The sequence below is a fragment of the Rhodoferax sp. BLA1 genome, assembly GCF_013416775.1.
Classification (GTDB): domain Bacteria; phylum Pseudomonadota; class Gammaproteobacteria; order Burkholderiales; family Burkholderiaceae_C; genus Rhodoferax.
This window is the reverse complement of record NZ_SZVI01000003.1, coordinates 176,928-201,812: the sequence shown is the minus strand read 5'-3', so window position 1 is coordinate 201,812 and position 24,885 is coordinate 176,928. Positions and strand designations below refer to the sequence as shown.

The following is a 24,885-nucleotide window of genomic DNA, read 5'->3' as shown; positions in this document are numbered from 1 at the left end:
GGTGGTCAGCATGAAATTTTTCCGCAATTCCGAAGCTGTCATTGGGGTGATCCTCATCGCAGCCATGCTCTTGATTGGCGCTGTCAACCCGGCGTTTTGGGACCTTGACAACCTGTTCAGTCTGCTCCAGAGCAACATCGTTATTGGCATCATGGCACTTGGTGTGTTGCTGGTCATGATCTCGGGGGGGATTGATGTCTCATTCCCAGCCGTGGCGGTAGCTGGCATGTTCCTCACGGTCCATGGCATGTTGCTGACCCAATACGACGGAGTATTGCTTCCGTTTGTCGTCGCGACCCTGATAGGTGTGCTGCTAGGGGCATTCAATGCGCTGCTGGTGTACCGGTTCAAGATGATCCCGTTGATCGTGACGCTGGGCACCGCCAGCATCGTGCGTGGGCTGATTCTGGGCGTCATCGGCACCAGCATGATCAACATTGACCGCTTTCCCAAGGTGCTGATCAATTTCACCAAGTCGGACATCTACACGGTGGTCAAACCCGACGGAACCACCTCGGGCATGACCAGCATGTTGCTGATCTACCTCGGTGTGGCGCTGCTGATTCACATCATCCTGAAATACACCATGCTCGGTCGCAGTGTCTATGCGATGGGGGGCTCGGCCGAGTCGGCCAGCCGGGTGGGCTTCAGCCTGAAAAAAACCACTTTCTTTGTGTATTGCGCTTGTGGCGCTCTGGCTGGTTTCGCCGGGATGCTGCACTCGTCCATGATCTGGTTGTGCAACCCGCGTGACTTTGTTGGCATGGACATGCAGGTGATTGCGGCGGTGGTGCTGGGAGGCGCCTCGATTTTTGGCGGCAGTGGCAGCGTGATCGGCACCATGATGGGTGTTTTTATGCTGGTCATGGTCAAGAACAGCCTGATCCTCATGAAGGTCGAGACCACCTGGCAATTGGTTGTCCTGGGGACCATTCTGATCGTGGCGACAGCTTTCTCCGCCAAGCGTGACCGCAAGAGTCGCACGTAATTGAGGTGCCCCAATGACTACAGATTTTGATTCACGCAGATTCTTGAAGCACGACAGCAACCTGACTCAGCTGGTGCTGATCACGGTGTTTATCTTCGTGGCAATGAGCATCGTGTCGCCGGACAAGTTCCTGCGGTACTACAACTTCCAGTCCATCTCTTTCCTGTTTCCTGAAATCGGCCTGTTGTCGATCGCCATGATGATTGCCATGCTCACCGGGGGCATTGATTTGTCGATCATCGGGATCGCCAACTTGTCCGCGATTCTGGCGGGTGTCTATTTTTCAAAAACCATTGGCAGCGACACCTCGATGTCCGACAGCCAACAACTGATGCATGTGGGTGTTGGTGTGGTCTTGGCGTTGGGGGTCGGAACACTGGCAGGTGCCTTGAATGGCTTCCTGATCACACGGATGCGCATCACGCCGATCCTGGCCACCATCGGGACCGGCCAGCTGTTCACGGGGTTTGCTTTGGTCATCACCGGCGGGCCAGCCATCACCGGGTTTCCGAAGTATTGGGCAGAGATCGGCGGGGGAACGGTGTTTGGCGTCTCGATTCCTTTCCTGATTTTTGTGGTGATCGCCTCCATCGTTGCGTTCCTTCTGTCCAGAACGGTTTTTGGCATCAACCTGATGTTGATTGGCACCAATGCCAAGGCGGCATTGTTCGCAGGGCTCAAACGCGACAAGATGGTGTTCCTGAGTTACATGATGAGCGGCGTGCTCGCCAGCATGGCGGGGATACTGCTCTCTGCGCGGGTGAATGCGGCGAAGTCCGACTACGGCACGTCCTATCTGTTGCAGGCACTGCTGATTGCGGTCCTGGGGGGAACCAACCCAGCGGGCGGCAAAGGGCGGGTTCTCGGCATTTGCATCGCGGTGCTGGCGCTGATGTTCCTCTCCAGTGGTTTCCAGATCATGCGTTTCAGCATCCATCTGATTGACTTCATCTTCGGGGCGTTCCTGGTGGGCGTCATCATTCTCAACATGGTTCTTGAAAAACGGCGGGGGAAATCATGATGCGTGACATCAGCATTGAACTGAAAAAATCGTTTTTTACGCCGAGCGAGCAGGAGGTTTTTGCCGCAGGCGACATGTCGGTCAGTCTGTTTCGGTACGACAGTGGTGTCGAAGCCCTGCGCCTCAAGAACAAGCGCGGCCACCTGATCGTGCTGCCGTTCATGGGGCAGATGGTCTGGGAGGCGGTGTTTGACGGGGTCAGCCTGGGCATGAAAAGCATGTTCAAACAGCCCCGCCCGGCCACTGACATTTTGCAGACCTATGGCTGCTTCGCCTACCACAGCGGGCTGCTGCGCAACGGTTGCCCATCCCCCGAGGACACCCATGCGTTGCACGGCGAAATGCCTTGTGCGCCGATGGACCGGGCGCATATTCTCTGTGGTGAAGACCAGGGCGGTTTTTATGTGGCGCTGGTCAGTGAATGGGAATACGCCATGGGTTTTGGCAACCATTACCTGGCCACACCACGGATTGTTTTGCGCCCGAACGAGAGCCTCTTTGATCTTGAGATGAAGGTTCAGAACTTGTCTGGCGCACCGATGGATCTGATGTACATCAGCCACGTCAATTTCGGTTTGGTGAAGGACGGCAAGATCCTTCAGGCGGCGGACTTCAGCCCCAGCGACACCTGTGTCAGGACCTCGATTCCCGGGCACATTCAGCCGACACCGGTGTACCAGGCCCTCATTGACGAACTGGCCAAACACCCGCAGCGCTCCGAGGTGTTGCACGATGTGGCGCAGTACAACCCGGAGCAGGTCTTTTTTATCCGTCACCTCAAGTCAGACCCAAATGGTCTGACGCACATGATGGTCCGTCGGCCCGAGCAAGATGCTTTTTACATGTCCTGGGCACCCAAAAACATGCCCAAAACGATCCGATGGATTCTGTGCAATTCCGACCAGGAGGTGGGCGCCTTTGCGTTGCCAGGAAGCTGCGAGCCCGAAGGTTATCTGGCGGAGAAAGCCAAGGGCAATGTGCGCAGCCTGGCTGGCGGTGAGACCGCGCATTTCAAAGTCAGGCTTGGGTATCTGGACCCCACAGGGGCTGATGAGGTTCAAAAGATCATCACCCAACTGAACGCGCCGAGCGCTTAACCAAAAGGGGATTGTTATGACAGGACGTATCGCAGTCATTGGCAGCAACATGGTTGATCTCGTCACCTACACGGATCGTATGCCGCGCAAAGGTGAAACCATCGAAGCGCCCGAGTTTTCCATGGGGTTTGGCGGCAAGGGATCGAACCAGGCGGTCGCCGCAGCGCGCCTGGGTGCCGATGTGATGATGCTGACCAAGGTGGGTGACGACATGTTTGGCCCCAACACACGCCAGAACTACATCAACAACGGCATCGATGCGCGTTATGTTGACACCGTGCCGGGTGCCAGCAGTGGCGTGGCGCCGATTTTTGTGGACTCCAGCGCAGAGAACTGCATCTTCATCATCAAAGGTGCCAACGAACAGTTGCTGCCCAGCGACGTGGACAAGGCCGCCGAGGATCTGAAGCAATGCCATTTGATCGTGTTGCAGCTTGAGATTCCCCTGGAGACGGTTTACCACGCCATTGAATTCGGCGCCCGGCATGGCATCCAGACGCTGCTGAACCCGGCACCGGCAGCCCTGGATCTGGACCTGAGCCAATGCCTCAAGGCGAGTTTTTTGTTCCCCAATGAAACCGAATTGGCCACGTTGAGCCAGATGCCGACCGACACCACCACACAGGTTGTTGCCGCAGCGCGCAGCTTGATTGCCAAGGGTATCAAGACGGTGGTGGTGACGCTGGGCAAAAAAGGCGCCATGCTGGTCACCCAGGACCACGAGGAATTTATTCCCGGCTGTGATCGCGTCAAGGCGCTTGACACCACCGGTGCGGGTGATGCCTACATTGGCAGTTTTGCGCATTTTTATGTTGCCTCTGGCGACTTGGTGTCGTCCCTCAAGAAGGCGACGCTTTATGCGGCAGACGCGGTCACCAAGCCGGGAACACAAAAGTCTTATGCAAGCGCAGATGAGTTTGCGGCGTTTTGCAAGAGACACGGCCTGTAGACCCCGCGAACCGTTTGGGCTTGAAGCCTACGCGGTAAGACAGCAGAGTTTTTTGTGGGTGAGTGCAACGACACGCGTCTGATGTCGGTTGTCGGTGCTCGTGGCGGTTGCGTTTGTTGGTTCATTTGTCCGGTCCGCTTTACCTCCGCTTGGGGGGCGGTTTACGGATCGTTCACATGACCTTTTCACAATGGGGCAGCAGCACGCACTGCCCCTGAACGAACCCCAACCGACACGCTCATGAAAGCCATCCAAAGAACCTTCCTTGCCCTTTTATTCGGCCTGACCGTCTTGTGGTTGCTGGCAAATGCCAGCGCCCTGTCCACGGTCAGTGGCTTTTTCCCCTGGCGCAACCTGTTGGTTCAGTATTCTGGCGTTCTGGGTATGGGGGTGATGAGCGTGGCGATGATGCTCGCGATTCGTCAACCGTCTTTGGAGAGCCGCTTGCATGGACTCGACAAGATGTACCGGTTGCACAAGTGGCTGGGCATCACTGGTCTGGTGTTGGCGATACTGCACTGGCTGTGCTCTCAAGCACCCAAGTGGATGGTCGGTGCCGGGCTGCTGACCCGTCCACAGCGTGGTCCAGCGCCTGAGCAGACGCTGGATATTTTTCGCTTTTTCCAAAGTCAACGCGGTTTGGCCGAGCAAGTTGGCGAGTGGGCGTTTTATGCTCTCCTGGCCCTGCTCGCCTTGGCCTTGATCAAGCGCTTTCCGTACCGGGTTGTTTTCAAGACGCACCGCTGGATGGCCGTGGTGTATTTGGTTTTGGTGTTGCACGCAGTGGTGTTGCTGAGCTTTGCCGACTGGGCCACCCCGCTTGGTCTCGTGATGGCGGCGTTGATGCTGGGTGGGAGCTTTGGCGCGGTGCTCAGCCTGTTTCGGCGCATCGGGAGCACACGCACTGCAACCGGTGTGATTGATAAAGTTGAATACCTCAGTGGGGTCAATGTGAATGCCGTCACGGTGCAACTCACAGACCGTTGGTCTGGGCACCAGTCCGGGCAATTTGCGTTTGTCACCTTTGACCAAGACGAAGGTAGCCACCCCTTCACCATCTCATCGGCTTGGCATAACGACGGCAAGTTGTTGTTTTTGATCAAAGCTTTGGGCGATTACACCAGCACGCTGGCGTCGTCATTAAAACCGGGCGGCGTCGTGAAGGTTGAGGGACCCTATGGCCGCTTTACTTTTGACAGCCCAACCCGCCGCCAGATCTGGATCGGCGGCGGTATCGGTATCACGCCTTTTGTGGCGCGTATGAAGGAGCTGGCAACACGCCCTGACGGGCGGATGATTGACCTGTTTCACACCACGACGGATGTGGATGAATCGGCCCTGCAGAGCTTGGCCGCCGACGCCAAAGCCGCCGACGTGCGCCTGCACCTGCTGATTGATGCACGCGATGGTTATCTGAGCGGTGAACGCCTGCGTTCTGCTGTGCCCGATTGGCGCAGCGCGGAGGTGTGGTTTTGCGGCCCGGCCCGGTTTGGCCAGATGATGCGTAGCCACTTGGTCGCGCACGGCATGCCCGCCAGCCACTTCCACCAAGAATTGTTTGCCATGCGATAAGGCAAGCAAGCGGCTATTGCACAGGGGTCTGGCCCTGGCGTCTGAACTGCTCGGGCGGCTGGCCAGTCCAGCCCTCGAAGGCGCGGATAAAACTTTTTTCGTTCTGAAACCCGGCCGCTTGCGCCACCTGTTTGATCGGGCGCTGGCTGCGTTGCAGCAGCTCGATAGCGCGGGCCTGGCGTACCTCGTCTTTGAGTGCCTGCAAGGATGCGCCTTCCTCCTTGAGTTGGCGGTGCAGGGTGCGTGCCGACAGGGCCAGCAGCGCGGCCAGATCATCGGCGTTATGGGTATCGGCTGGCTGGCTGCTCAGTGCCTGGCGCACCCGCTGCACCAGCAGGCGGTCGCGCCGGTAGGGCAGCACGGTCAGCGGCAGCGCGCGTTGGAGCATCTGGCGCAAAGCGGCCTCGTCGCGGCGCAGCGGCTGTGCCAGGTACATGGCATCAAATTCAATAGCTGCTAGCCCTGATGTAAAAAGGGCTGGAGCCGAAAAAAGCACTGAATACACGTCCTGATGCGCAGGCGGTTCAAACGGAAACTGCGCGCCGGTGAGCGGGATGCGTGAGTCGATCAGCCAGCAGGCCAGCCCATGCACATTGCGCAACACCGACACCAGGCAGAACTCGCGCAAGTCCTGCAGATCGCGGTTCTCTGTGATGTTCAGTCTGGCGCTGTGGCCGCTGACCGACAGGGCCAGTGTGATGTCGTCGGTCAACAGCCCATGGTGGCGGCACCAGCGTTTTAAAGCCACCCCCAGGTTGGGCGCGCTGATCGAGGCACGTGCCAGCATGCCGTAGCTGCCCCAGGGCAGGCGGCGGCTGAACCAGCCCAGGCCTTCATCATTGAGTTCCTGCATGGCCAGCCCCGAGATAGTTTCCATCTGCTCGGCGGTGATGCGTGCTGCTGGATTTTTCAGAAGTTCTGGCGCAATTTGTGCCAAAACCAAGGCCTGCGCCGGGTTGATACCCCGCGCCTCGTAGGCCAGCACAATGGCCTTCACAAAGGCGATGGGCGTCAGCGCCTGGCCAGAGCGTTGTTTGCTGGGGAGGCTGGTGGCGATCTGTGTTCGGGGTGTCATGGAGTCGTTGGATGGGCGGGCCGTGGAGAACGATGCGGTGAATGGCCCTTCAGTGTGCCTTTGTATGGCGCAATTTGCAACCAGATTGGCTGCCGAGGGTGCGGCTGTGCTTCTATGCTTGCGGCACAAACCCGCTGTTTGCGCTGCGCCATATGAAAGCACCTCATGCCCGTTCTGGACACCCAACTTAATCCCCGCTCTGCTGACTTTCTGGCCAACGCGGCGGCCATGTGCGCCCTGGTGGCAGACCTCAATACCAAGCTCGCCCAGGTGGAACTCGGCGGTGGTGAGGCAGCTCGCGCCAAACACACCGCGCGTGGCAAGTTACTGCCGCGCGACCGCGTGCAGATGCTGCTGGACCCCGGCGCACCGTTTCTGGAGATTGCGCCACTGGCAGCTCTGGGTTTGTACCCGGACCGCGACGGCACCGACAGCGCACCGGGCGCAGGCATCGTGGCTGGCATCGGCCGCGTCAGTGGTGTTGACTGCATGATCGTCTGCAACGACGCCACCGTCAAAGGCGGCACCTACTACCCGATGACGGTCAAAAAACACCTGCGTGCGCAGGAGATCGCTCAGCAAAACCGGCTGCCCTGCATCTATTTGGTCGATTCAGGTGGCGCCAATTTGCCGAATCAGGACGAGGTGTTCCCCGACCGCGACCACTTTGGTCGCATCTTCTTCAACCAGGCGCAGATGAGTGCCCAAGGCATCGCACAGATTGCGGTGGTGATGGGCAGCTGCACCGCGGGCGGCGCCTATGTGCCGGCCATGAGTGACGAGGCCATCATCGTCAAGAACCAGGGCACGATTTTTCTGGGTGGCCCGCCGCTGGTCAAAGCCGCCACCGGCGAGGTGGTCAGCGCCGAAGACCTCGGTGGTGGTGACGTGCACACGCGCCTCTCGGGTGTGGCTGACCACTTGGCGCAAAACGACCTCCATGCGCTGGCGCTGGCGCGGCAGTCGGTCAGGAACTTGTATCAAAAAAAGCCTCTAGCCCTTGTTAATAAAGAGCTAGTAGCTCCTAAATACGCAGCAGAAGAGTTGTACGGTGTGATCCCGGTGGACACCCGCAAACCCTTTGATGTGCGCGAAATCATCGCTCGCATCGTGGATGGCTCGGACTTCGACGAGTTCAAGGCGCGTTTTGGCACCACCCTGGTCACCGGTTTTGCCCGCATCGAAGGTATGGCAGTGGGCATCATCGCCAACAACGGCATCCTGTTTGGTGAGTCGGCGCTCAAAGGCGCCCACTTCATCGAGCTGTGTTGCCAGCGCAAGATCCCGCTGGTGTTTTTGCAGAACATCACCGGTTTCATGGTTGGGCGCAAGGTTGAGAACGAAGGCATCGCCCGCCACGGTGCCAAGATGGTCACCGCGGTGGCCACCGCCGCGGTGCCCAAGTTCACCGTCATCATTGGCGGCAGTTTTGGCGCGGGCAACTACGGCATGTGTGGCCGGGCGTTTGGCCCACGCTTTTTATGGATGTGGCCCAACGCGCGCATCAGCGTCATGGGCGGTGAACAAGCCGCCAGCGTCCTGGCCACCGTCAGGCGGGACGGCATCGAGGGCAAAGGCGGCGCCTGGAGTGTTGAGGACGAAGAAAGCTTCAAAGCGCCGATCCGCCGCCAGTACGAAGACCAAGGCCACCCCTATTTCGCCACCGCCCGCCTGTGGGACGACGGCATCATCGACCCGGCCGACACCCGCCGGGTGCTGGCGCTGGGCCTGAGCGCCAGCCGCAATGCGCCGATTGAGGACACAAAATTTGGTTTGTTCCGGATGTGATCAGCGCCACAAAGAAATCCAACATGAGCACATTGAACATTGAACCCGGTGTGGTGAGCACCGTCACCCTGAGCCGCCCCGAGGTTCGTAACGCCTTCAACGAGGAGGTGATTGCCGACCTCACCCAAGCCTTCACTCAACTGGGCCAAGACCCGCAGGTGCGTGCCATCGTGCTGGCCGCCAACGGCCCGGCGTTTTGTGCTGGCGCTGACCTGAACTGGATGCGTCGTATGGCCGATTACAGCCATGCCGAGAACCTGGCCGACGCAGCCTGTCTGGCCGAGATGCTGCGGGTGATCTATACCTGCCCCAAACCCACGGTGGCACGCATCCAAGGCGATGTCTACGCAGGTGGTCTGGGCCTGGTGGCGGCCTGCGACATGGCGGTGAGTGTGGATACCGCAGGTTTTTGCCTCAGCGAGGTCAAACTCGGCCTGATCCCCGCCACCATCAGCCCCTATGTGGTCCGCGCCATGGGTCCACGTGCCGCCCACCGCTACTTCTTGACGGCCGAGCGTTTTGACGCGGCTGAGGCGCTGCGCATTGGCCTGGTGCACGCGGTGGTGAGCGCCGAGCAACTCGAGGCCAAGGTGGCGGACATCACCCAGGCGCTGGTGACGGCTAGCCCCAATGCCGTCAAAGCCTGCAAAACCTTGTTGCACGAGGTGGCGGGCAAGGACATTGACGCCACCTTGATTGAACACACCGTTGCCGCTATTGCCGACATCCGCGCGAGTGATGAGGGCCGGGAAGGGGTGTCGTTTTTCCTGGCCAAACGCAAGCCGTTCTGGCTCGGTTAGCCGGGGCAGTTGTCCACTTTTTTGACCATTTGGCGGTGGTGCCAAGGAGACGTAGATGTTCACAAAAATCCTGATCGCCAACAGAGGCGAGATCGCCTGCCGGGTGGCAGCCACCGCGCGTCGCCTGGGGGTGAAAACCGTGGCGGTGTATTCCGACGCCGATGCCAGCGCCAAACATGTGGCCGCATGTGACGAGTCCGTCCACATCGGTGGCAGCGCACCCCAGGACAGTTACCTGCGCTGGCAACGCATCATTGACGCTGCGTTGGCCACCGGCGCCCAGGCGGTGCATCCGGGCTACGGTTTTCTGAGCGAGAACGAGGACTTTGCCAAGGCCTGCGCGGCGGCAGGGCTGGTGTTCATCGGTCCGCCCGCATCGGCCATCCAGGCCATGGGTTTGAAGGCTGAATCCAAACAGCTGATGGAGAAGGCCGGTGTGCCGCTGGTGCCCGGCTACCACGGCGCTGGCCAAGGCGCGGCGCTGCTGCAGCATGAGGCCGATCACATCGGTTATCCCGTCTTGATCAAGGCCAGTGCGGGTGGTGGTGGCAAGGGTATGCGGGTGGTGGACCAGTCCGAGGACTTCAAAGCTGCGCTCGAATCGTGTCAGCGCGAAGCCCTCAACAGTTTTGGCAGCGACGCGGTGTTGATCGAAAAATACGTGCAGAACCCGCGCCACATCGAAATCCAGGTGTTTGGTGACACGTTTGGCAACTACGTCTACCTGTTTGAGCGCGACTGCTCGGTGCAGCGCCGCCATCAGAAGGTGCTTGAAGAAGCCCCGGCGCCCGGTATGACACCCGAGTTGCGCCGCGCCATGGGTGAGGTGGCGGTGGCCGCTGCGCGGGCGGTGGCTTATGTGGGTGCGGGCACGGTGGAGTTCATCGTCGAGCAGCCCGGCGATTATGAGCGGCCCGAGGACATGCGGTTCTATTTCATGGAAATGAACACCCGCCTGCAGGTTGAGCACCCGGTCACCGAAGCGATTACCGGCCAGGATCTGGTGGAGTGGCAGCTGCGTGTGGCCATTGGCGAGCCGCTGCCGCTGTGCCAGGAGCAACTGCGCATCACCGGCCACGCGATCGAGGCGCGTATCTGCGCCGAAACCCCCGACAACAATTTTTTGCCCGCGACCGGCCGCCTGGACGTCTACCACAAGCCCGCGCACAGCAGCTTCGCCATCAGCCCGGTGCGTTTTGATGACGGCGTGCGCCAGGGGGATGCCATCAGCCCGTTTTACGACTCGATGGTGGCCAAACTCATCGTGCATGGTGATACCCGCGAACAGGCGCTGGCCCAGCTCGATACCGCACTGGCGCACACCCACATCGTTGGCCTGAGCACCAATGTGCAGTTCTTGCGGCATGTGCTGCAGTGTGACGCGTTTGCCCAGGCCAAACTCGACACCGGCCTGATCCCGCGCGAGGCGGCGGTGTTGTTCCATCAGGAGCGTGTGGGCCTGGCCCTGGCCGCGGCCGCCGATGTGGCGCAAACCCTGATCGACGAGCGCGCCACCGAAACGGCCGACCCGTTCAGCAGGACCGACGGCTGGCGCAGCCATGGGGTCTTCACACGCCGCTTTGTGTTTGAGTTTGGCGGCCAGCAGGTGGCGGCCGGGCTGACCTATTTACACGACGGCGCGCTGTCCTTGCAGGTGGGTGAGACAGCGGGGCTGCTGAGTTTCACCACCACCCCACACGGCATTGATCTGAAGTTTGGCGGCCAGCGTCTACTTGTGAATGCGTATAGAAAAGGCGAGGTAGCTCACATATTCACTGCGCAGGGTGCTACACAAATCATATCGATTGATTTGCTCCTGCACGCCGGTGAGGCGCCTGCCGAAGTGGGCCGCCTGACCGCACCGATGCCTGGCAAAGTGGTGTCGTTTGCGGTGCAGGCGGGTGACACCGTCAACAAGGGCCAAGCGCTGGCGGTGATGGATGCGATGAAAATGGAGCACACCATCACCGCGCCGGTGGACGGTGTGGTGGCCGAGCTGCTTTACGCCCCTGGTGATCAGGTGGCGGAAGGCGCGGAATTGCTCCGGCTGAGTGTGGCTGCGGTGTGACTGACAACGCAAGGTTGTTTTGGGTGGCGGGAAAGGGGTGCAAGCGAGCCTGTGGTTCCTGCATCTATTTCGCTACCGGCGCTGATCTACCTCGTCTAACATCGACCAGTCTCGTGACAATAGTTCCATGCAAGAACCCGCAATGACTGGGCTAGGCCCAAAAGTGCTGACAACAACACGCCTCATCTTGCGTCCTTGGCAAGATTCGGATCACGCCCCGTTCTCTGCGATGTCAACGGATCCAGAAGTTATGGCGCATCTTCTGCCCTTCGCCTCACCGCAGGCCATCACGGGTTGGATCAATCGTCAACAAATGCATTTGGCAGAAAACGGCTTTTGTTTTTGGGCCATTGAGTCCAAAGAATCGGGTGCCTTTATGGGGGCGGCTGGTCTGCTGCGTATCTCTTGCAAAGCACATTTCACACCTGCTGTGGAAGTTGGTTGGCGCCTGGCACGCCGCTTCTGGGGCCAGGGTTACGCCCCAGAGGCTGCCGGGGCGGCGCTCCAATTCGGATCTGAGCATCTGGGGCTGACGGAGATCGTCGCCAATACCGTGCCATCCAACCACAATTCGCGTCGCGTGATGGAGAAACTGGGCATGTCCAGTGAGCCTGCTGACGACTTCGATCATCCGTTGGTGCCCGAGGGCAACCCATTGCGCCGACAAATGCTTTACCGGTTGTCCCGTCGTAACTGGTCCAAGCAGCGCAGAAGTTGAAATCAGCTAAAAGTTTGTCTGATTTTCACTCTGCAGTTGAGTTTGTGTGAGTTTTTGCGGTGCAGCCCTTATCAATAAACAGTAAGTAGCTATCAAATTTAAAGTATTTATGTCGACCTTTCAAATCACTTTTTGCTGTACCAACACCGAGCCCGATCCCTGGCTGGCCGGTTTGCGTGCGAGTTTTCCGCAGGCCGAGGTCACCGTCTGGCAGCCCGGCGCCGCGCTTGCCGACTACGCGGTGGTCTGGGCGCCGCCACAGCAGTTTTTTGACGAGCAGCCGCAGCTGCAGGCGGTGTTCAACATCGGTGCCGGGGTGGACGCGCTGCTCAAATTGCGCCTGCCACCCCAGGCTGTGGTGGTGCGGCTGGAAGACGCGGGCATGGCGGTGCAGATGGCCGAATACGTCTGCCAGGGTGTGATCCGGCACTTTCGTGACCTGAATGCCTACGACAACGATGCCCGCGCCGGCCACTGGACCTACTACAAGCCGCGCCAGCGCAGCGAGTTCCCGGTGGGTGTGATGGGCCTGGGTGTGTTGGGCGAACGGGTGGCCCAGGCGCTGTGCCACTTTGAGTTTCCGGTCAACGGCTGGAGCCGCTCACCCAAGCCGATTCCTGGCGTGCGCGGCTTTTCGGGTGCGGCGCAGCTCAACGACTTTCTGGCCAGCAGCCGTGTGCTGGTCAACCTGCTGCCGCTCACCCCCGACACGCTCAACATCCTCAATCACGACCGGCTCAGCCGCCTGCAAGCCGGGGGCTATGTCATCAACGTGGCGCGTGGCGCCCATCTGGTGGACGAGGACCTGCTCGCGCTCATCGAGAGCGGTCACCTCTCTGGCGCACTGCTCGATGTGTTTCGCACAGAGCCGCTGCCGACCGAGCACCCGTTCTGGCGCGAACCCAGCATCACCCTCACACCACACACCTCGGCGCGTACCTTGGTCACGGACAGCATTGCGCAGATCATGCAGAAGATGCTGGCTCTGCGCCAAGGCCAGCCTGTGACAGGCGTGGTGGATCCAGGGCGGGGGTATTGACGGGATCCGTCAGGCCCAACCCCAGTAGCGCAAGCCTGCCGTGACACCGGCAGCGGCCAGCACCACCACGGGAAAAGCGGCCTGCCTCATGGCCAAGAGCATGCCGACCAGAACGCCGATGGGCCGTGCCCATCCCGCAAAGTGGTCGCCATCCCAGAGGCTGGACACCGCGGCCAGCGCGCACAGCAGCACGATGGCCGCCTCTGAGAGCAAGGCTTGCCAACGCGTTGTCAAGCGGAGTTGATCGGCAAAGAAAGGGCCTGCCACGCGACAACACAGTGTGCCGATGGCCAGAATCCAGAGGGCTTGGTGCATTGGGTTCACGCTTTCGTTGGGGGTGTGGCGGTCTGGCCTGTTCGCAGCGCGGACGGCACGACAGCCAACAGCGCCACCAACACCGGTAAGCCGGGTGCCACCCACGGAGCGCTGATCAGCGCCAACGCGCCCCCTGCCAACACCCGACGACGGGTTGTCCCGTTGGACAGTGCAGGCCAGACCAGGGCAAATAACAGGGCGGGGAAAGCCGCGTCCAGACCCAGGCTGCTGGCGCTGCCAATGGCTTGCCCTGCCAGTGCTCCCGCCAGGACCGCGAGGTTCCACACCCCAAAAATCAGGATGCCGCAGACCCAGAACGCCGCGCGTTTGGCCGCTGGGTCGGTTTGCTTCATCGCAAAGGCCACCGACTCGTCCAGAATGAAATGGGCCCCCAGCAGGCGCGCCATCCAGCCTTGGCCAAGCAACTCGGACACGGTCAGGCCGTAAGCCAGCAGGCGGCCGTTGAGCGCCAGGCCTGTCATGGCAGCCGTCACAGGGTCGCCGCCCGCCAAGAGCACACCTACCGTTGCAAACTGCGCCCCACCCGCAAAAACCAGGATCGACAGCGCCACGGGAAACCACAGGGGCAAGCCGCCAGAGACCGCGATGGCGCCAAATGACATCCCCACAACGCCGTCTGCCAGGCAGACCAGACCCATGTCGCCCAACGTGGCGCGGTCAAGTGTTTTGAATAAAGATCGCATGTTCAATATAATGAACGAATTGGATTTGAATGTCAAACAGAACAATCGTTTTTTATAAAAAACATGTCAAAAGAATCCGAAACAAGCCCTTTGCCCGCCATTGCGGCGGCGCTCAAACGTGAGCGGGAACAGGCCGGGTTGTCGATTTCAGAGCTGGCCCGCAAGGCTGGTGTGGCCAAGTCCACCCTCTCCCAGCTGGAGGCGGGTGTTGGCAACCCATCGCTGGAAAGCCTGTGGGCGCTGGCGATGGGTTTGAACCTGCCGTTCAGCCGCTTGCTTGACCCGCCCGTTGTGCCGGTGCAAGTGATCCGTGCGTCGCAGGGGATGGCGACGCGTGCGACAGATGCGGCATATGAGGCGGTTCTGCTCTCGGCGTGTCCACCACGGGTTCGCCGGGACATTTACCGCATCGATTTCGAGCCCGGCATCTCCAAAATATCGCTCCCCCATGCGGCAGGAACGGTGGAGCATGTCATTGTGCTGAGCGGTCGAGCCAGCGTCGGGCCTGACGGCAAAACCATTGAGCTGCTGCCAGGAGACTATGCGTCCTACCCCGCAGACACGGCCCATTCTTACGAGGCGCTGGAGCCCAATACCCGCGCCATCCTGATGATGGACTACACCTAGGGGGCCTAGGGTTGTTGCGGGCAGCACCTCGGTTGGCGCATGGCTACACTGCATCGGTTGGTGTCACTGGGCGGGGTTGTCGTGTCCGTCTTTGCTTGAGCATTTGTTTATGTCCTATCCTCTTCAAGTCAAACTGGTTGATGTGGGCCCACGCGATGGCCTGCAGAACGAAAAACAGCTGGTGCCCGCTGCGATCAAGATCGAGCTGGTGCACCGCCTGCAGGCCGCTGGTCTGAAAGAGATCGAAGTCACCAGTTTTGTCAGCCCCAAATGGGTACCTCAGATGGCCGACAACGCGGAGGTCATGGCGGGCATCGCGCGCCAGCCGGGTGTGCGCTACTCGGTGCTGACGCCCAATCTGAAAGGTTTTGAGGCGGCCCTGTTGTCCAAGCCCGATGAAATTGTGGTGTTTGGCTCCGCCAGCGAGGCCTTCAGCCAGAAAAACATCAACTGCAGCATCGCCGAGAGCATCGAGCGTTTTGCGCCGGTGGTGGCTGCCGCCCGCGCCGCAGGTATTTTTGTGCGCGGTGCCATGAGCTGCGCCGTGGGCTGCCCTTACGAAGGCGACATCGCGCCCGAGCGGGTGGACTATCTGGCCGGGCTCATGAAAGGCATTGGCGTGCAGCATGTGGGTGTGGCTGACACGATTGGTGTGGGCACCCCCTTGAAAGTGCAGCGCGCGATGGAGGCCACCCTGAAGCACTTTGACATCAACCAAGTCTCGGGCCATTTCCACGACACCTACGGCCAGGCGCTGGCCAACACCCTGATTTGCCTGCAGATGGGGGTATGGCAGTTTGATACCTCGGTGGCGGGTCTGGGCGGCTGCCCGTATGCCAAAGGTGCTACTGGAAATGTAGCGACTGAAGACGTGGTCTACCTGTTGCACGGCATGGGCATCGAGACCGGCATTGACCTGGACCAACTCATCAACGCGGGCCAGTTCATCAGCGATTACCTGGGCCGCCCAAGCAACTCACGCGCTGGCAAAGCGCTGTTCAACCAACGTTTGACATCATGAACCAAGTAGTTTCCAAACCCCTGCCCGAGGGCGTGGTACGTGTGACCCAGGTGCTGCGCGACAAAGGCCACCCGCATGCGCCGGTGATGCTCAGTGACGCCGCCCGCACCGCCCAGCAGGCGGCTGACGCGTTGGGCATCCAGCTCGGACAGATTGCCAAAAGCATCATCTTCAAGCGCAAACCCGACGCCGCCGCGGTGCTGGTCATCACCTCGGGCGACCGCCGGGTTGATGAAAAAAAGGTGCAGGCGCTGGTGTGTGCCGACGGCCAGAAACTCGGCCGCGCCGACGCCGACTTTGTCAAAGCCAGCACCGGCTTCTCGATTGGCGGGGTGTCGCCGGTGGGCCATGCCACGCTGCCTGTGACACTGATCGACCGCGACCTGCTGCGTTTTGAAGAGATCTGGGCCGCAGCGGGCCACCCGCACGGGGTGTTCAAGTTGCACCCCGATGACTTGGCGCATCTGACCGGCGCGCCCATCGTTGACATTGCGCTGCAGGAGGTGATTTGATGTTGTCTCAGGATGCTATGAAATTTCTAGCTGTTAGCGCTATGGATATAAGGGCTAGAGGCCAAAATGACCTCAATCCTGTGCCGTCGCCCTGTCTGTCGGTGTGCCAGATGGACGAGGACACCGCCCTGTGCCAGGGCTGCCTGCGCACCCTGGACGAAATCCGCATATGGGGCAGCGCGGACAGCCAGCAACGCCGCGCCATCTGGCTCAACATCGAGGCGCGCCTGGCGCAGCACAGCGCATGAAACACATCACGTTTTACCTGGACTTCATCTCGCCTTACGCCTATCTGGCGTTTGAGACCCTGCCCGAGGCGCTGATGGGGCAGAGTTACAGCGTGAGCTACAAACCGGTGCTGTTCGCCGCGCTGCTCAAGCACCATGGCCAGCTCGGTCCGGCTGAGATTCCCGGAAAACGCGAATGGACCTACCGCCATGTGTTGTGGCTGGCGCGTCAACACGGGCTGGAGCTGCAACTGCCAGCGCAGCATCCGTTCAACCCGATTGGCTTGCTGCGCTTGGCGCTGGCCTGCAGCGAGTCCGGCTTACCCAACCGTTATGTGTGCGAAAACATTTTTCGCCATGTCTGGCAGGGGGGGGCTGATGCGGCGGATGCAGACCGCCTGCAGACGCTGACCGGGCAGCTGGCTCCCAAGCGTGATGCCAATGATGAGCTGGTCAAGAGCCAGTTACGCGCCCATACCGACGATGCAATCGCCAACGGAGTGTTCGGGGTGCCCACCTTCGAGGTGGATGGCAAACTGTTCTGGGGCCTGGACGCCTTGCCCATGCTCAAGGCCTATCTGCAGGGTGATGCCTGGTTCAACAGCGCCTGGGCGGCGACCGATCAGGTTCGCAGCTGGCCCTAAGCTAGTTGCCCGACTCCACCTCAAACGCCTTGTGTTTGCCCTGCGCCAGAAACTGCGCGGCCTGGCTCAACGCGGCAGTTAATGCGGCTTTGAGCGTGTGGGGTGGGTTGATCACAAAGACCCCGCTGGCGGGCAGGCCAGGGCGCACCACCTCACCGGCCTCGTCGTGGCCCAGCTTGCTGGATTTGACGGTGAGTGTGGCGTTGAGCCAGGGCAGCTTTTCGCGGTTGGCCAGGGTCTTGAGCTTGCGCGGCAGGTCATGTGCTTCGGGGCGCGGGATGATCGGGTACCAGACCATGTAGGTGCCGGTAGCAAAACGTTTGACCGCGTCGGTCAGCATGTCCACCACACGCGGGTAGTCGCTCTTGATTTCGTAGCTTGGGTCACACAGCACCAGCGCCCGGCGCGACGGGGGTGGCAAAAACTTCTTGAGCCCCTCAAACCCGTCTTCCTGCAGCACTGCAATCGAGCGCCCGGCATTGAGCTGCGCGATGTTGGCGCCCAGGGTTTTGGCATCGGTCGGGTGGATCTCAAACAACTTGAGGCGATCCCGGTCACGCTCCTGCAGCAGGTGGTGGATGATGAAAGGTGAGCCCGGGTACACCTTGTGGCTGCCGGCTTTGTTGAAGCTGGCCACCAGGTCCAGGTAGTCCTGTAACGCCGGGGCCACGGCGGCTGGCTTGGCGCTTTTGGTGGCGCCAGGTTTGGCTGCTGCACTATTCGTAGCGGCCTGTCCTTGAGGGGTGGGGGCTGACGCCTTGTTTTCTGTAGAGGCCGTGGGCGCGAGGGCGGCCAGCAGTTTGAGGTAACCATCGGCCGCCTCGCCGCTGGTCTGGGCGTAATCACCGTCCAGTCGGTACAAGCCCGCTCCGGCATGGGTGTCAAACACGTTGAGCGCCGTGTCCTTTTGGGTCATGTGGCGCAGCACCGCCAGCAAGGCAGTGTGCTTGAGGACATCGGCATGGTTGCCGGCATGAAAGGCGTGGCGATAACTGAACATCCGTCGATGTTACCGCGTTGCCCAGGAAATTTGTATAATGCTCGGCTTCGCAGCGCTTTTGTGGCTCCGCGGCGAAGCGTCTCAGTAGCGTCCCAATGGGCCGTGTGCCGAGTGATTCCCCACCTAAGAGATTCCCATCAGAGGAACGCCGACCGTGGAAAAGAGCCCTCCAAACCCTCTGTAGAAAAGAGAAATCTCATGTCAACTTTCAGCGCAAAACCCGCTGAGGTCGTGCACGAGTGGTTTGTGATTGACGCGACCGACAAGGTCCTCGGACGAGTAGCCAGCGAAGTTGCTCTCCGTTTGCGCGGCAAACACAAGGCCATTTACACGCCTCACGTCGATACCGGCGACTTCATCATCGTGACCAACGCAGCTCAACTGCGCGTGACCGGTGCCAAGTCCCTCGACAAAATCTATTACAGCCACTCCGGTTTTCCAGGTGGCATCAGCTCCACCAACTTCCGTGACATGCAAGCCAAGTTCCCTGGCCGCGCTTTGGAAAAAGCCGTCAAGGGCATGCTGCCCAAGGGTCCCCTGGGCTACGCCATGATCAAGAAGCTCAAGGTGTACGGTGGTGCAGAGCACCCGCACACTGCCCAGCAACCCAAAGTGTTGGAAATCTAAGGAGCTCACATGATTGGTGAATGGAACAATGGTACCGGTCGTCGCAAATCCAGCGTCGCTCGTGTTTTCCTGAAGAAGGGCTCCGGCCAAATCGTCGTCAACGGCAAAGACATTCAAAAGTTCTTTGGCCGCGAAACCTCGATCATGATCTGCAAGCAGCCCCTGATGCTGACCAACCACGCTGAAACCTTTGACATCATGGTCAATGTGGCTGGTGGCGGTGAATCGGGTCAAGCCGGTGCGGTGCGCCACGGTATCACCCGTGCCCTGATCGACTATGATGCAACCCTCAAGCCCGAGTTGAGCAAAGCTGGTTTCGTGACCCGCGATGCCCGCGAAGTTGAGCGTAAGAAGGTCGGTTTGCACGGTGCTCGCCGTCGCAAGCAGTTCTCCAAGCGTTAATTTCCGCTTCGATCACAACAGCCGCCTGGATGCAAGTTCTGGCGGCTGTTTGCATTTTGATGCCTGGGGCTACCTGATGCGATTCAAACTGTTGATGCGACGACTCACCGTCAGCGCGCCGCGCATGGCGGTGCGCAGTGCTTTGCCATGGCCATTTCGTTGGGCTGTGCTGGCGCTGGTGGCGGGCTTTTGTGCCGCCATCGGTCTGTGGGCGTTTGAGCTTGGCAAGGAGATCGCTGGCGTCGACCACGGCAGCAAAGCGCAATTTCAGCAATTGCAGTTCGACAACGAGGCACTGAAAGCCCGCATCGAAATTTTGACCGCCGAGCGTGATCAGGCCCAGTCCGTGGCCAATACCGCCGACACGGTGCTGACCACCACCAAAGTGACCAGTGACAAGCTGACCGAAACCACCCGGCAGTTGATGCTGGAGAACCAGCGGCTCAAGGATGATTTGGGCTTTTTTGAAAAATTGATCCCAGCCGTGGATGGCAACGCAGGCGCACTCGCCATCCGTGGTTTGCAGGCGGAACGCTTGGCCTCTGGTGATCTCAAGTGGCAGGTGCTGGTGATTCAAGGGATGAAGAACCCGGTTGAATTTGAAGGTCGTTTGGAGCTGGTGTTTGCAGGTCTGTCCAATGGCAAAGCCTGGACGGGCAACCCAGTCGGTGGTGCCCTGAATGTCAAAATTAAACAATACGGACGGGTTGAGGGTGTGTATTCGCCCCCAGCACAGACGGTGGTGAAATCGGTCACCGTCAAAGTGCTGAATGGGCAAACTGTGCGTGCGCAGCAAACCATCTCCATCCCCTAAAAGGTGTCTCATGTTCAATAAAAAGAAGCAACCGCCCATCAAAAGCCTGATTGCCCAGGGCTGCCAGTTGGATGGCAATTTCAGTTTCAGCGAGGGTTCCCGTGTGGATGGTGAGATCCGGGGCAATGTCACCGGTGTGGCGGAGCAGCCCAGTATTCTGGTGATCTCGGAGTCGGCTGTAGTGACCGGAGAAGTGCTGGCAGACCATGTCATAGTCAACGGACAGGTACGCGGGCCGGTGCATGCCCGTGTCTTGCTGGAACTGCAACCCAAGGCACGCATCACCGGCGATGTGACTTACAAGATGCTCGAAATGCACCAGGGCGCCATGGTGGATGGGCGGCTGTGCCCCATCGTCGACGATGTGCAGGAGTTGCTGGAGGGAAAGCCCACACTCAAATTGACGGCAAACAATCCGTGAGCCTGCTGTTGACCAACTTGTTGTAGGATTGCCCCACTCAATTTCCTGGAGACCTGTATGAGCGCTGTTGCTGAAGCCATTCAAACCGAAATGCCCGCCCCGATCCTGTTCACAGACAGCGCGGCCGCCAAGGTGGCTGACCTGATTGCTGAAGAAGGCAACCCTGATCTGAAGTTGCGTGTGTTTGTCCAGGGTGGTGGCTGCTCAGGCTTTCAGTACGGGTTCACCTTTGATGAAATTGTCAACGATGACGACACCACCATGACCAAAAACGGCGTGTCGCTGTTGATCGATGCCATGAGTTACCAGTACTTGGTCGGCGCCGAGATTGATTACAAGGAAGACCTGCAAGGCGCCCAGTTTGTCATCAAGAACCCCAATGCCACCAGCACCTGCGGCTGTGGCTCGAGTTTCTCGAACTGATCAAGCCCTGTCTTCCCCATAAAAAAACCGCCTGACCGGGCGGTTTTTTTATGCCTGGTTGTTGCTCAGGCGGGGTAAATGGCTCCCAGAACCCTGGGGCCTGCCGCACCGGTGGCGCTGGGCAGATTGCCTGGTTGGCGCTGGATGGCTTGGCGTGCCAGCCAGGCAAATGCCGCAGCCTCCACGTCGAGCGCAGGCAGACCGTGCTGGTCCGAGGTGGTGACTTGCAGCTGAGGCAGTCCGGCCTGCAGGCGCCTCAGGAGCTCGGTGTTGAAGGCGCCCCCCCCGCACACGACCAGCAATTTGCTCTCTTTTGCATAGCTGTTGACACAATCCACACAAGCGCTGGCAGTCAATTCTGTCAGAGTGGCCTGGATGTCCTGGCCGCGTGAGCTGGCAAACCCCTGCAGTTTGTTTTGTAACCAGGTCAGGCTGAACAGATCACGGCCCGTACTTTTGGGTGGGGCCTGGTTGAAATAGGGTTCATCGCGCAGCCGTGCCAACAGCTCGGGCAGGCACTGCCCGCTGGCGGCCCAGGCACCACCGGTGTCAAAAGGTTGGCCGGTCTGCTGTTGGCACCAGGCATCCATCAAGGCATTGCCCGGGCCGCAGTCAAACCCTAGCACTGGTTCGCTCGGGTTGGCAGGCAGCACACTCACGTTGGCGATGCCGCCCAGGTTCAGCACCGACACGGTGGTGCCGGCTTGTCCAAAAACAAACTGATGAAACGCGGGGACCAGTGGTGCACCTTGCCCCCCCGCGGCGATGTCGCGGCTGCGAAAGTCGGCGACCACCGTGATGCCCGTCAGTTCTGCCAACAGGGCTGGGTTGTTGAGCTGAAGTGTGTAGCCAACACCCGCTGCGTCATTGGATGTTCTGTGGGGCTGGTGGCGCACCGTCTGACCATGGGCGCCAATGGCGCTGATCTTGATCGTGTCACTTGCCGAGGAGGCTACTTGTTCGAGCAGTTGCTGGACCACCTGGGCATAGGCTGCGGCAATCTGGTTGCCAGCCAGCGCGGCTCGGTGTAACTCGTTGTGTGTTGGACTGTTGAGTGCCAGTAATTCGGCGCGGAACAAGGGCTCAAATGGCAGGGAAGCACGCGCCAGGACGTGAAGCTTGGCGTCTGAGAAATCCACCAGAACACCATCAACACCGTCTAGCGAGGTGCCCGACATCAGGCCGATGCAATACTCTGCCATGCTGCGGCAATGCGCTGAGGTCTCAGTCCCGGCTCATCATGCGCTGGGGTTCACTCAAACCGGGTAGATTGCAGGCTGGCCGCTGCTTGCAACTGGGTTTTCACGTTGCTGGCGACCTGTTTGAAGACGGGCAGGGCGGCGACGGGCACCGGCACTGTCTCGCTCTTTTGCGCCATGGCCATCGGGTCTTGTTGCACCCCGGCGACACGCACCTCGAAGTGCAGGTGGGGACCAGTGGCCCAACCGGTCGAGCCGACCAGACCAATGGTGTCACCTTGTGTCACTGTCTGGCCGCGTTTGACCAGAATTTTGCTCAGGTGGGCGTAGACCGTCTCCGTGGCATTGCGGTGCTGGATGAAGATCACATTGCCATAACCGTTTTGTACCCCCGCAAAACTCACCACACCATCACCCACGGTTCGAGCCGGTGTGCCGGTGGGGGCCGCAAAGTCGGTGCCCAGGTGCCTGCGCCACTGGTTCAGGATCGGGTGAAAACGCATGGCAAAACCGCTGCTGACCCGCGAAAAGGCCACTGGAGAACTCAGGAAAGCACGGCGCAGGCTGCGGCCGTCCAGGGCATAGTAGCCGCCCCGATACGCTTGCCCGGCACTGTCCTTGCCCGGAGGCTGAAACCACATGGCCTGGAACACTTTGCCCGCGTTGACAAACTCGGCGCTCAGAACTCTTCCCGTGCGCAGGCGTTCGCCGTCACCTTCAAGCACCTCGTAAACCACATTAAAACGGTCGTTCTTGCGTAATGCGCGGCGAAAATCGATGTCGCCCGAGAACAGTTCAGCCAATTGGCTGGCTACCACATCGGGCAAACCCGCTTCATCGGTGGCCGCAAACAGAGAGGATTGGATGGTGCCACTGGCCAGGCGTGTGCTGGCCACCAGAGGAGCAGATTCCAGGCGTGCGCTGAACCCCTTGGCATCACGCTCCACCACCAGGCGCTGGAAATGGGTGCCCTCGTCGGGGCTCCAGCGCGCGCTGAGTTTGCCAAGCCGGTGGGTGTCCACCGTTTCAATACTGACGTGGCGGCCACTGCGGCTGAACAGGGCTTGCCGGGCCATCGGGTTGGTGCGCAAAAACTGCGCCGCTTGCGGATCATCTACCCCCATGCGTTTAAGCAAGGTGTCGGCCGTGTCGGTGGTGCGCGTGAGGTCCGAGCGGTAGAGATTCAAGGCGGGTGTGTCAAGCTCAGTCGCCTCAGGTGGTAACTGGGGTTGCACGGCCTCCAGCACCATTTGCACCGGCAATTCGGACACATCCGGCCCGAGAGAGGCCAGCGCCCAAGCGCCGCCGCCGCCGGCCAGCAGGGTGGCGGTGACAATCGCGGTGAGGTGTTTGGGGTATTTGGCTGCTGTGGCGACAGAGCTCATCAGCAAAGCTTGGCCACGATTCAGGGCTGAGTTGATCAAGGGAGCATCCTGTTGTTGGCGTACGTGGATTGCGTGCAACAAACAGCTGCTCAAACCCCCGAAAAACACCCATTTAAAATCACGCTTAAAACAGCGACTGAGTATAAACCCCTACCCGCAGGATGCATGCGGGAAAACCCTTATGACTACTACCCAAACCCCTGACTTTACCGTTTCTGATCACGTCCGTGAGGCGCTGGCGGTGACGCTGCGCGGCTGTGAAGAATTGATCCCCCAAGAAGAGTGGGTCAAGAAGCTGGCGCGTTCCCAAACCACCGGTACACCACTGCGTATCAAGCTCGGTCTCGACCCCACTGCGCCCGACATCCACATCGGCCACACCGTGGTGCTCAACAAGATGCGCCAGCTGCAGGACCTGGGCCACACGGTGATCTTCTTGATTGGTGACTTCACCAGCATGATTGGCGACCCGTCAGGGCGCAACAGCACGCGACCACCACTCACCCCAGAGCAGATCAAGGTCAACGCCGAAACCTATTACCGCCAGGCCTCGCTGGTGCTGGACCCGAGCAAGACCGAAATTCGTTACAACAGCGAATGGAGTGACCCGCTGGGCGCGCGTGGCCTGATCCAGCTGGCCAGCCGTTACACCGTGGCGCGCATGATGGAGCGCAACGACTTCCATGACCGTTTCAAGGCAGGCACACCGATTGCCGTGCACGAGTTCATCTACCCGCTGATGCAAGGTTATGACAGCGTGGCGTTAAAGAGTGACCTAGAGCTGGGCGGTACCGACCAGAAGTTCAATCTGCTGATGGGGCGCACCTTGCAGGCCGAGTACGGCCAGGAGCCGCAGTGCATTTTGACCATGCCACTGCTCGAAGGCCTGGACGGCGTCGAGAAGATGTCCAAGAGCAAGAACAACTACATCGGCATTTCCGAAGACGCCAACACCATGTTTGCCAAGTGCCTGAGCATTTCCGACGTGCTGATGTGGCGCTGGTACACCCTCTTGAGCTTCAAGTCCGAGGCCGAGATTGCGGCACTCAAGGCCGAGGTGTCTGGCGGGCGCAACCCCAAGGACGCCAAGGTGGCGCTGGCCAAGGAAATCACGGCACGCTTCCACTCGGCGGCGGCGGCCGATGCGGCCGAGCAGGACTTCATCAACCGCAGCAAAGGTGGTATCCCGGATGAGATCCCCGAAATCAGCCTGCCGCTGGGTGAGGGTGGTGCCGCGTTGGGCATTGGTGCCTTGCTCAAATCGGCCGGGCTGGCCGCATCGAGTGGCGAAGGCAACCGCTTGATCGACGGCGGTGGTGTACGCATCGACGCCAATGTGGTCAGCGACAAGGGTCTGAAGCTGGGCGCCGGCACCTATGTGCTGCAGGTGGGCAAACGCAAGTTCGCACGGGTGACTCTGGGTTAAGGGCTTGGGGCGCTGTGTTGCGA

27 protein-coding genes are annotated in these 24,885 nt (G+C 60.0%); 21 read left to right on the top strand and 6 right to left on the bottom strand.

Going from position 1 to position 24,885, the window contains the following annotated elements; all coding sequences use genetic code 11:
• Nucleotides 1-10 precede the first annotated feature (10 nt).
• From FDG13_RS04520 to FDG13_RS04500, 5 genes are all read left to right on the top strand, one after another.
• Nucleotides 11-988, top strand: a complete 978-nt coding sequence (locus FDG13_RS04520) for an ABC transporter permease (RefSeq protein ID WP_180125612.1) — start codon at nt 11-13, stop codon at nt 986-988.
• A gap of 73 nt (nt 989-1,061) precedes the next feature.
• Nucleotides 1,062-2,009 (top strand): ABC transporter permease, encoded by a 948-nt coding sequence (locus tag FDG13_RS04515; protein WP_218942613.1) that lies wholly within the window; start codon nt 1,062-1,064, stop codon nt 2,007-2,009.
• Nucleotides 2,009-3,106: an aldose 1-epimerase family protein gene (locus FDG13_RS04510; RefSeq protein ID WP_180125610.1), complete on the top strand. Its 1,098-nt coding sequence runs from the start codon at nt 2,009-2,011 to the stop codon at nt 3,104-3,106. The genes FDG13_RS04515 and FDG13_RS04510 overlap by 1 nt, the downstream gene beginning before the upstream one ends.
• A gap of 16 nt (nt 3,107-3,122) precedes the next feature.
• Entirely contained in the window at nt 3,123-4,055 is a 933-nt protein-coding gene (gene rbsK, locus FDG13_RS04505; RefSeq protein ID WP_180125609.1) for a ribokinase, read from the top strand.
• Nucleotides 4,056-4,295: 240 nt separating this feature from the next.
• Nucleotides 4,296-5,627 (top strand): ferric reductase-like transmembrane domain-containing protein, encoded by a 1,332-nt coding sequence (locus FDG13_RS04500; RefSeq protein WP_180125608.1) that lies wholly within the window; start codon nt 4,296-4,298, stop codon nt 5,625-5,627.
• Nucleotides 5,628-5,640: 13 nt separating this feature from the next.
• Here FDG13_RS04500 and FDG13_RS04495 read toward each other — a convergent pair whose 3' ends face one another.
• Nucleotides 5,641-6,702 carry an AraC family transcriptional regulator gene (locus FDG13_RS04495; RefSeq protein WP_180125607.1) on the bottom strand — a complete coding sequence of 354 codons (1,062 nt, stop codon included), beginning with the start codon at nt 6,700-6,702 and terminating at the stop codon, nt 5,641-5,643.
• 165 nt (nt 6,703-6,867) lie between these two features.
• Between FDG13_RS04495 and FDG13_RS04490 the strand changes: the two genes are divergently transcribed.
• The 5 genes from FDG13_RS04490 (at nt 6,868) to FDG13_RS04470 (ending at nt 13,115) form a co-directional block, all read left to right on the top strand.
• The gene (locus FDG13_RS04490; protein ID WP_180125606.1) at nt 6,868-8,490 is read left to right on the top strand and encodes a carboxyl transferase domain-containing protein; all 1,623 of its coding nucleotides are present in this window, start codon (nt 6,868-6,870) and stop codon (nt 8,488-8,490) included.
• Between the two features lie 23 nt (nt 8,491-8,513).
• Nucleotides 8,514-9,290, top strand: coding sequence for an enoyl-CoA hydratase/isomerase family protein (locus FDG13_RS04485; protein ID WP_180125605.1), 777 nt, complete (start codon nt 8,514-8,516; stop codon nt 9,288-9,290).
• A 55-nt stretch (nt 9,291-9,345) separates the two neighbouring features.
• On the top strand, nt 9,346-11,358 hold the full coding sequence (locus FDG13_RS04480) for an acetyl/propionyl/methylcrotonyl-CoA carboxylase subunit alpha (RefSeq protein WP_180125604.1): 2,013 nt from the start codon (nt 9,346-9,348) through the stop codon (nt 11,356-11,358).
• A gap of 127 nt (nt 11,359-11,485) precedes the next feature.
• Complete coding sequence (locus FDG13_RS04475) at nt 11,486-12,076, top strand: GNAT family N-acetyltransferase (RefSeq protein ID WP_255435089.1); 591 nt, start codon at nt 11,486-11,488, stop codon at nt 12,074-12,076.
• A 109-nt stretch (nt 12,077-12,185) separates the two neighbouring features.
• Nucleotides 12,186-13,115 carry a glyoxylate/hydroxypyruvate reductase A gene (locus tag FDG13_RS04470; RefSeq protein ID WP_180125603.1) on the top strand — a complete coding sequence of 310 codons (930 nt, stop codon included), beginning with the start codon at nt 12,186-12,188 and terminating at the stop codon, nt 13,113-13,115.
• A 9-nt stretch (nt 13,116-13,124) separates the two neighbouring features.
• Here FDG13_RS04470 and FDG13_RS04465 read toward each other — a convergent pair whose 3' ends face one another.
• Nucleotides 13,125-13,430, bottom strand: a complete 306-nt coding sequence (locus FDG13_RS04465; RefSeq protein ID WP_180125602.1) for an AzlD domain-containing protein — start codon at nt 13,428-13,430, stop codon at nt 13,125-13,127.
• Nucleotides 13,431-13,435: 5 nt separating this feature from the next.
• Nucleotides 13,436-14,134: an AzlC family ABC transporter permease gene (locus FDG13_RS04460; protein ID WP_180125601.1), complete on the bottom strand. Its 699-nt coding sequence runs from the start codon at nt 14,132-14,134 to the stop codon at nt 13,436-13,438.
• Nucleotides 14,135-14,197: 63 nt separating this feature from the next.
• Between FDG13_RS04460 and FDG13_RS04455 the strand changes: the two genes are divergently transcribed.
• From FDG13_RS04455 to FDG13_RS04435, 5 genes are all read left to right on the top strand, one after another.
• The gene (locus tag FDG13_RS04455) at nt 14,198-14,761 is read left to right on the top strand and encodes a helix-turn-helix domain-containing protein (RefSeq protein ID WP_180125600.1); all 564 of its coding nucleotides are present in this window, start codon (nt 14,198-14,200) and stop codon (nt 14,759-14,761) included.
• 109 nt (nt 14,762-14,870) lie between these two features.
• Nucleotides 14,871-15,782, top strand: coding sequence for a hydroxymethylglutaryl-CoA lyase (locus FDG13_RS04450; protein WP_180125599.1), 912 nt, complete (start codon nt 14,871-14,873; stop codon nt 15,780-15,782).
• Nucleotides 15,779-16,294 carry a YbaK/EbsC family protein gene (locus FDG13_RS04445; RefSeq protein ID WP_180125598.1) on the top strand — a complete coding sequence of 172 codons (516 nt, stop codon included), beginning with the start codon at nt 15,779-15,781 and terminating at the stop codon, nt 16,292-16,294. The genes FDG13_RS04450 and FDG13_RS04445 overlap by 4 nt, the downstream gene beginning before the upstream one ends.
• A 110-nt stretch (nt 16,295-16,404) precedes the next feature.
• Complete coding sequence (locus tag FDG13_RS04440) at nt 16,405-16,542, top strand: DUF1289 domain-containing protein (protein ID WP_370528161.1); 138 nt, start codon at nt 16,405-16,407, stop codon at nt 16,540-16,542.
• Nucleotides 16,539-17,165 carry a 2-hydroxychromene-2-carboxylate isomerase gene (locus tag FDG13_RS04435; protein ID WP_180125596.1) on the top strand — a complete coding sequence of 209 codons (627 nt, stop codon included), beginning with the start codon at nt 16,539-16,541 and terminating at the stop codon, nt 17,163-17,165. The genes FDG13_RS04440 and FDG13_RS04435 overlap by 4 nt, the downstream gene beginning before the upstream one ends.
• A gap of 1 nt (nt 17,166) precedes the next feature.
• Here FDG13_RS04435 and FDG13_RS04430 read toward each other — a convergent pair whose 3' ends face one another.
• Nucleotides 17,167-18,165 carry a 23S rRNA (adenine(2030)-N(6))-methyltransferase RlmJ gene (locus tag FDG13_RS04430; RefSeq protein WP_180125595.1) on the bottom strand — a complete coding sequence of 333 codons (999 nt, stop codon included), beginning with the start codon at nt 18,163-18,165 and terminating at the stop codon, nt 17,167-17,169.
• A 198-nt stretch (nt 18,166-18,363) separates the two neighbouring features.
• On the opposite strand from FDG13_RS04430, the gene rplM reads away from it, so the two are divergent.
• The 5 genes from rplM (at nt 18,364) to erpA (ending at nt 20,852) form a co-directional block, all read left to right on the top strand.
• The gene (rplM, locus tag FDG13_RS04425; RefSeq protein WP_180125594.1) at nt 18,364-18,792 is read left to right on the top strand and encodes a 50S ribosomal protein L13; all 429 of its coding nucleotides are present in this window, start codon (nt 18,364-18,366) and stop codon (nt 18,790-18,792) included.
• Between the two features lie 9 nt (nt 18,793-18,801).
• Nucleotides 18,802-19,194 (top strand): 30S ribosomal protein S9, encoded by a 393-nt coding sequence (rpsI, locus tag FDG13_RS04420; protein ID WP_180125593.1) that lies wholly within the window; start codon nt 18,802-18,804, stop codon nt 19,192-19,194.
• Nucleotides 19,195-19,270: 76 nt separating this feature from the next.
• Entirely contained in the window at nt 19,271-20,008 is a 738-nt protein-coding gene (locus tag FDG13_RS04415) for a hypothetical protein (protein WP_180125592.1), read from the top strand.
• A 10-nt stretch (nt 20,009-20,018) separates the two neighbouring features.
• On the top strand, nt 20,019-20,429 hold the full coding sequence (locus FDG13_RS04410; RefSeq protein ID WP_180125591.1) for a polymer-forming cytoskeletal protein: 411 nt from the start codon (nt 20,019-20,021) through the stop codon (nt 20,427-20,429).
• A 57-nt stretch (nt 20,430-20,486) separates the two neighbouring features.
• Nucleotides 20,487-20,852: an iron-sulfur cluster insertion protein ErpA gene (erpA, locus tag FDG13_RS04405; RefSeq protein ID WP_180125590.1), complete on the top strand. Its 366-nt coding sequence runs from the start codon at nt 20,487-20,489 to the stop codon at nt 20,850-20,852.
• 65 nt (nt 20,853-20,917) lie between these two features.
• Here the strand turns inward: erpA and FDG13_RS04400 are convergent, their stop codons facing one another.
• Both FDG13_RS04400 and FDG13_RS04395 read right to left on the bottom strand, forming a co-directional pair.
• Nucleotides 20,918-22,054: an anhydro-N-acetylmuramic acid kinase gene (locus FDG13_RS04400; protein WP_180125589.1), complete on the bottom strand. Its 1,137-nt coding sequence runs from the start codon at nt 22,052-22,054 to the stop codon at nt 20,918-20,920.
• Between the two features lie 50 nt (nt 22,055-22,104).
• The gene (locus FDG13_RS04395) at nt 22,105-23,436 is read right to left on the bottom strand and encodes a M23 family metallopeptidase (RefSeq protein WP_180125588.1); all 1,332 of its coding nucleotides are present in this window, start codon (nt 23,434-23,436) and stop codon (nt 22,105-22,107) included.
• A 181-nt stretch (nt 23,437-23,617) separates the two neighbouring features.
• On the opposite strand from FDG13_RS04395, the gene tyrS reads away from it, so the two are divergent.
• Nucleotides 23,618-24,862: a tyrosine--tRNA ligase gene (gene tyrS / locus FDG13_RS04390; protein ID WP_180125587.1), complete on the top strand. Its 1,245-nt coding sequence runs from the start codon at nt 23,618-23,620 to the stop codon at nt 24,860-24,862.
• The last annotated feature ends 23 nt before the right edge of the window (nt 24,863-24,885 follow it).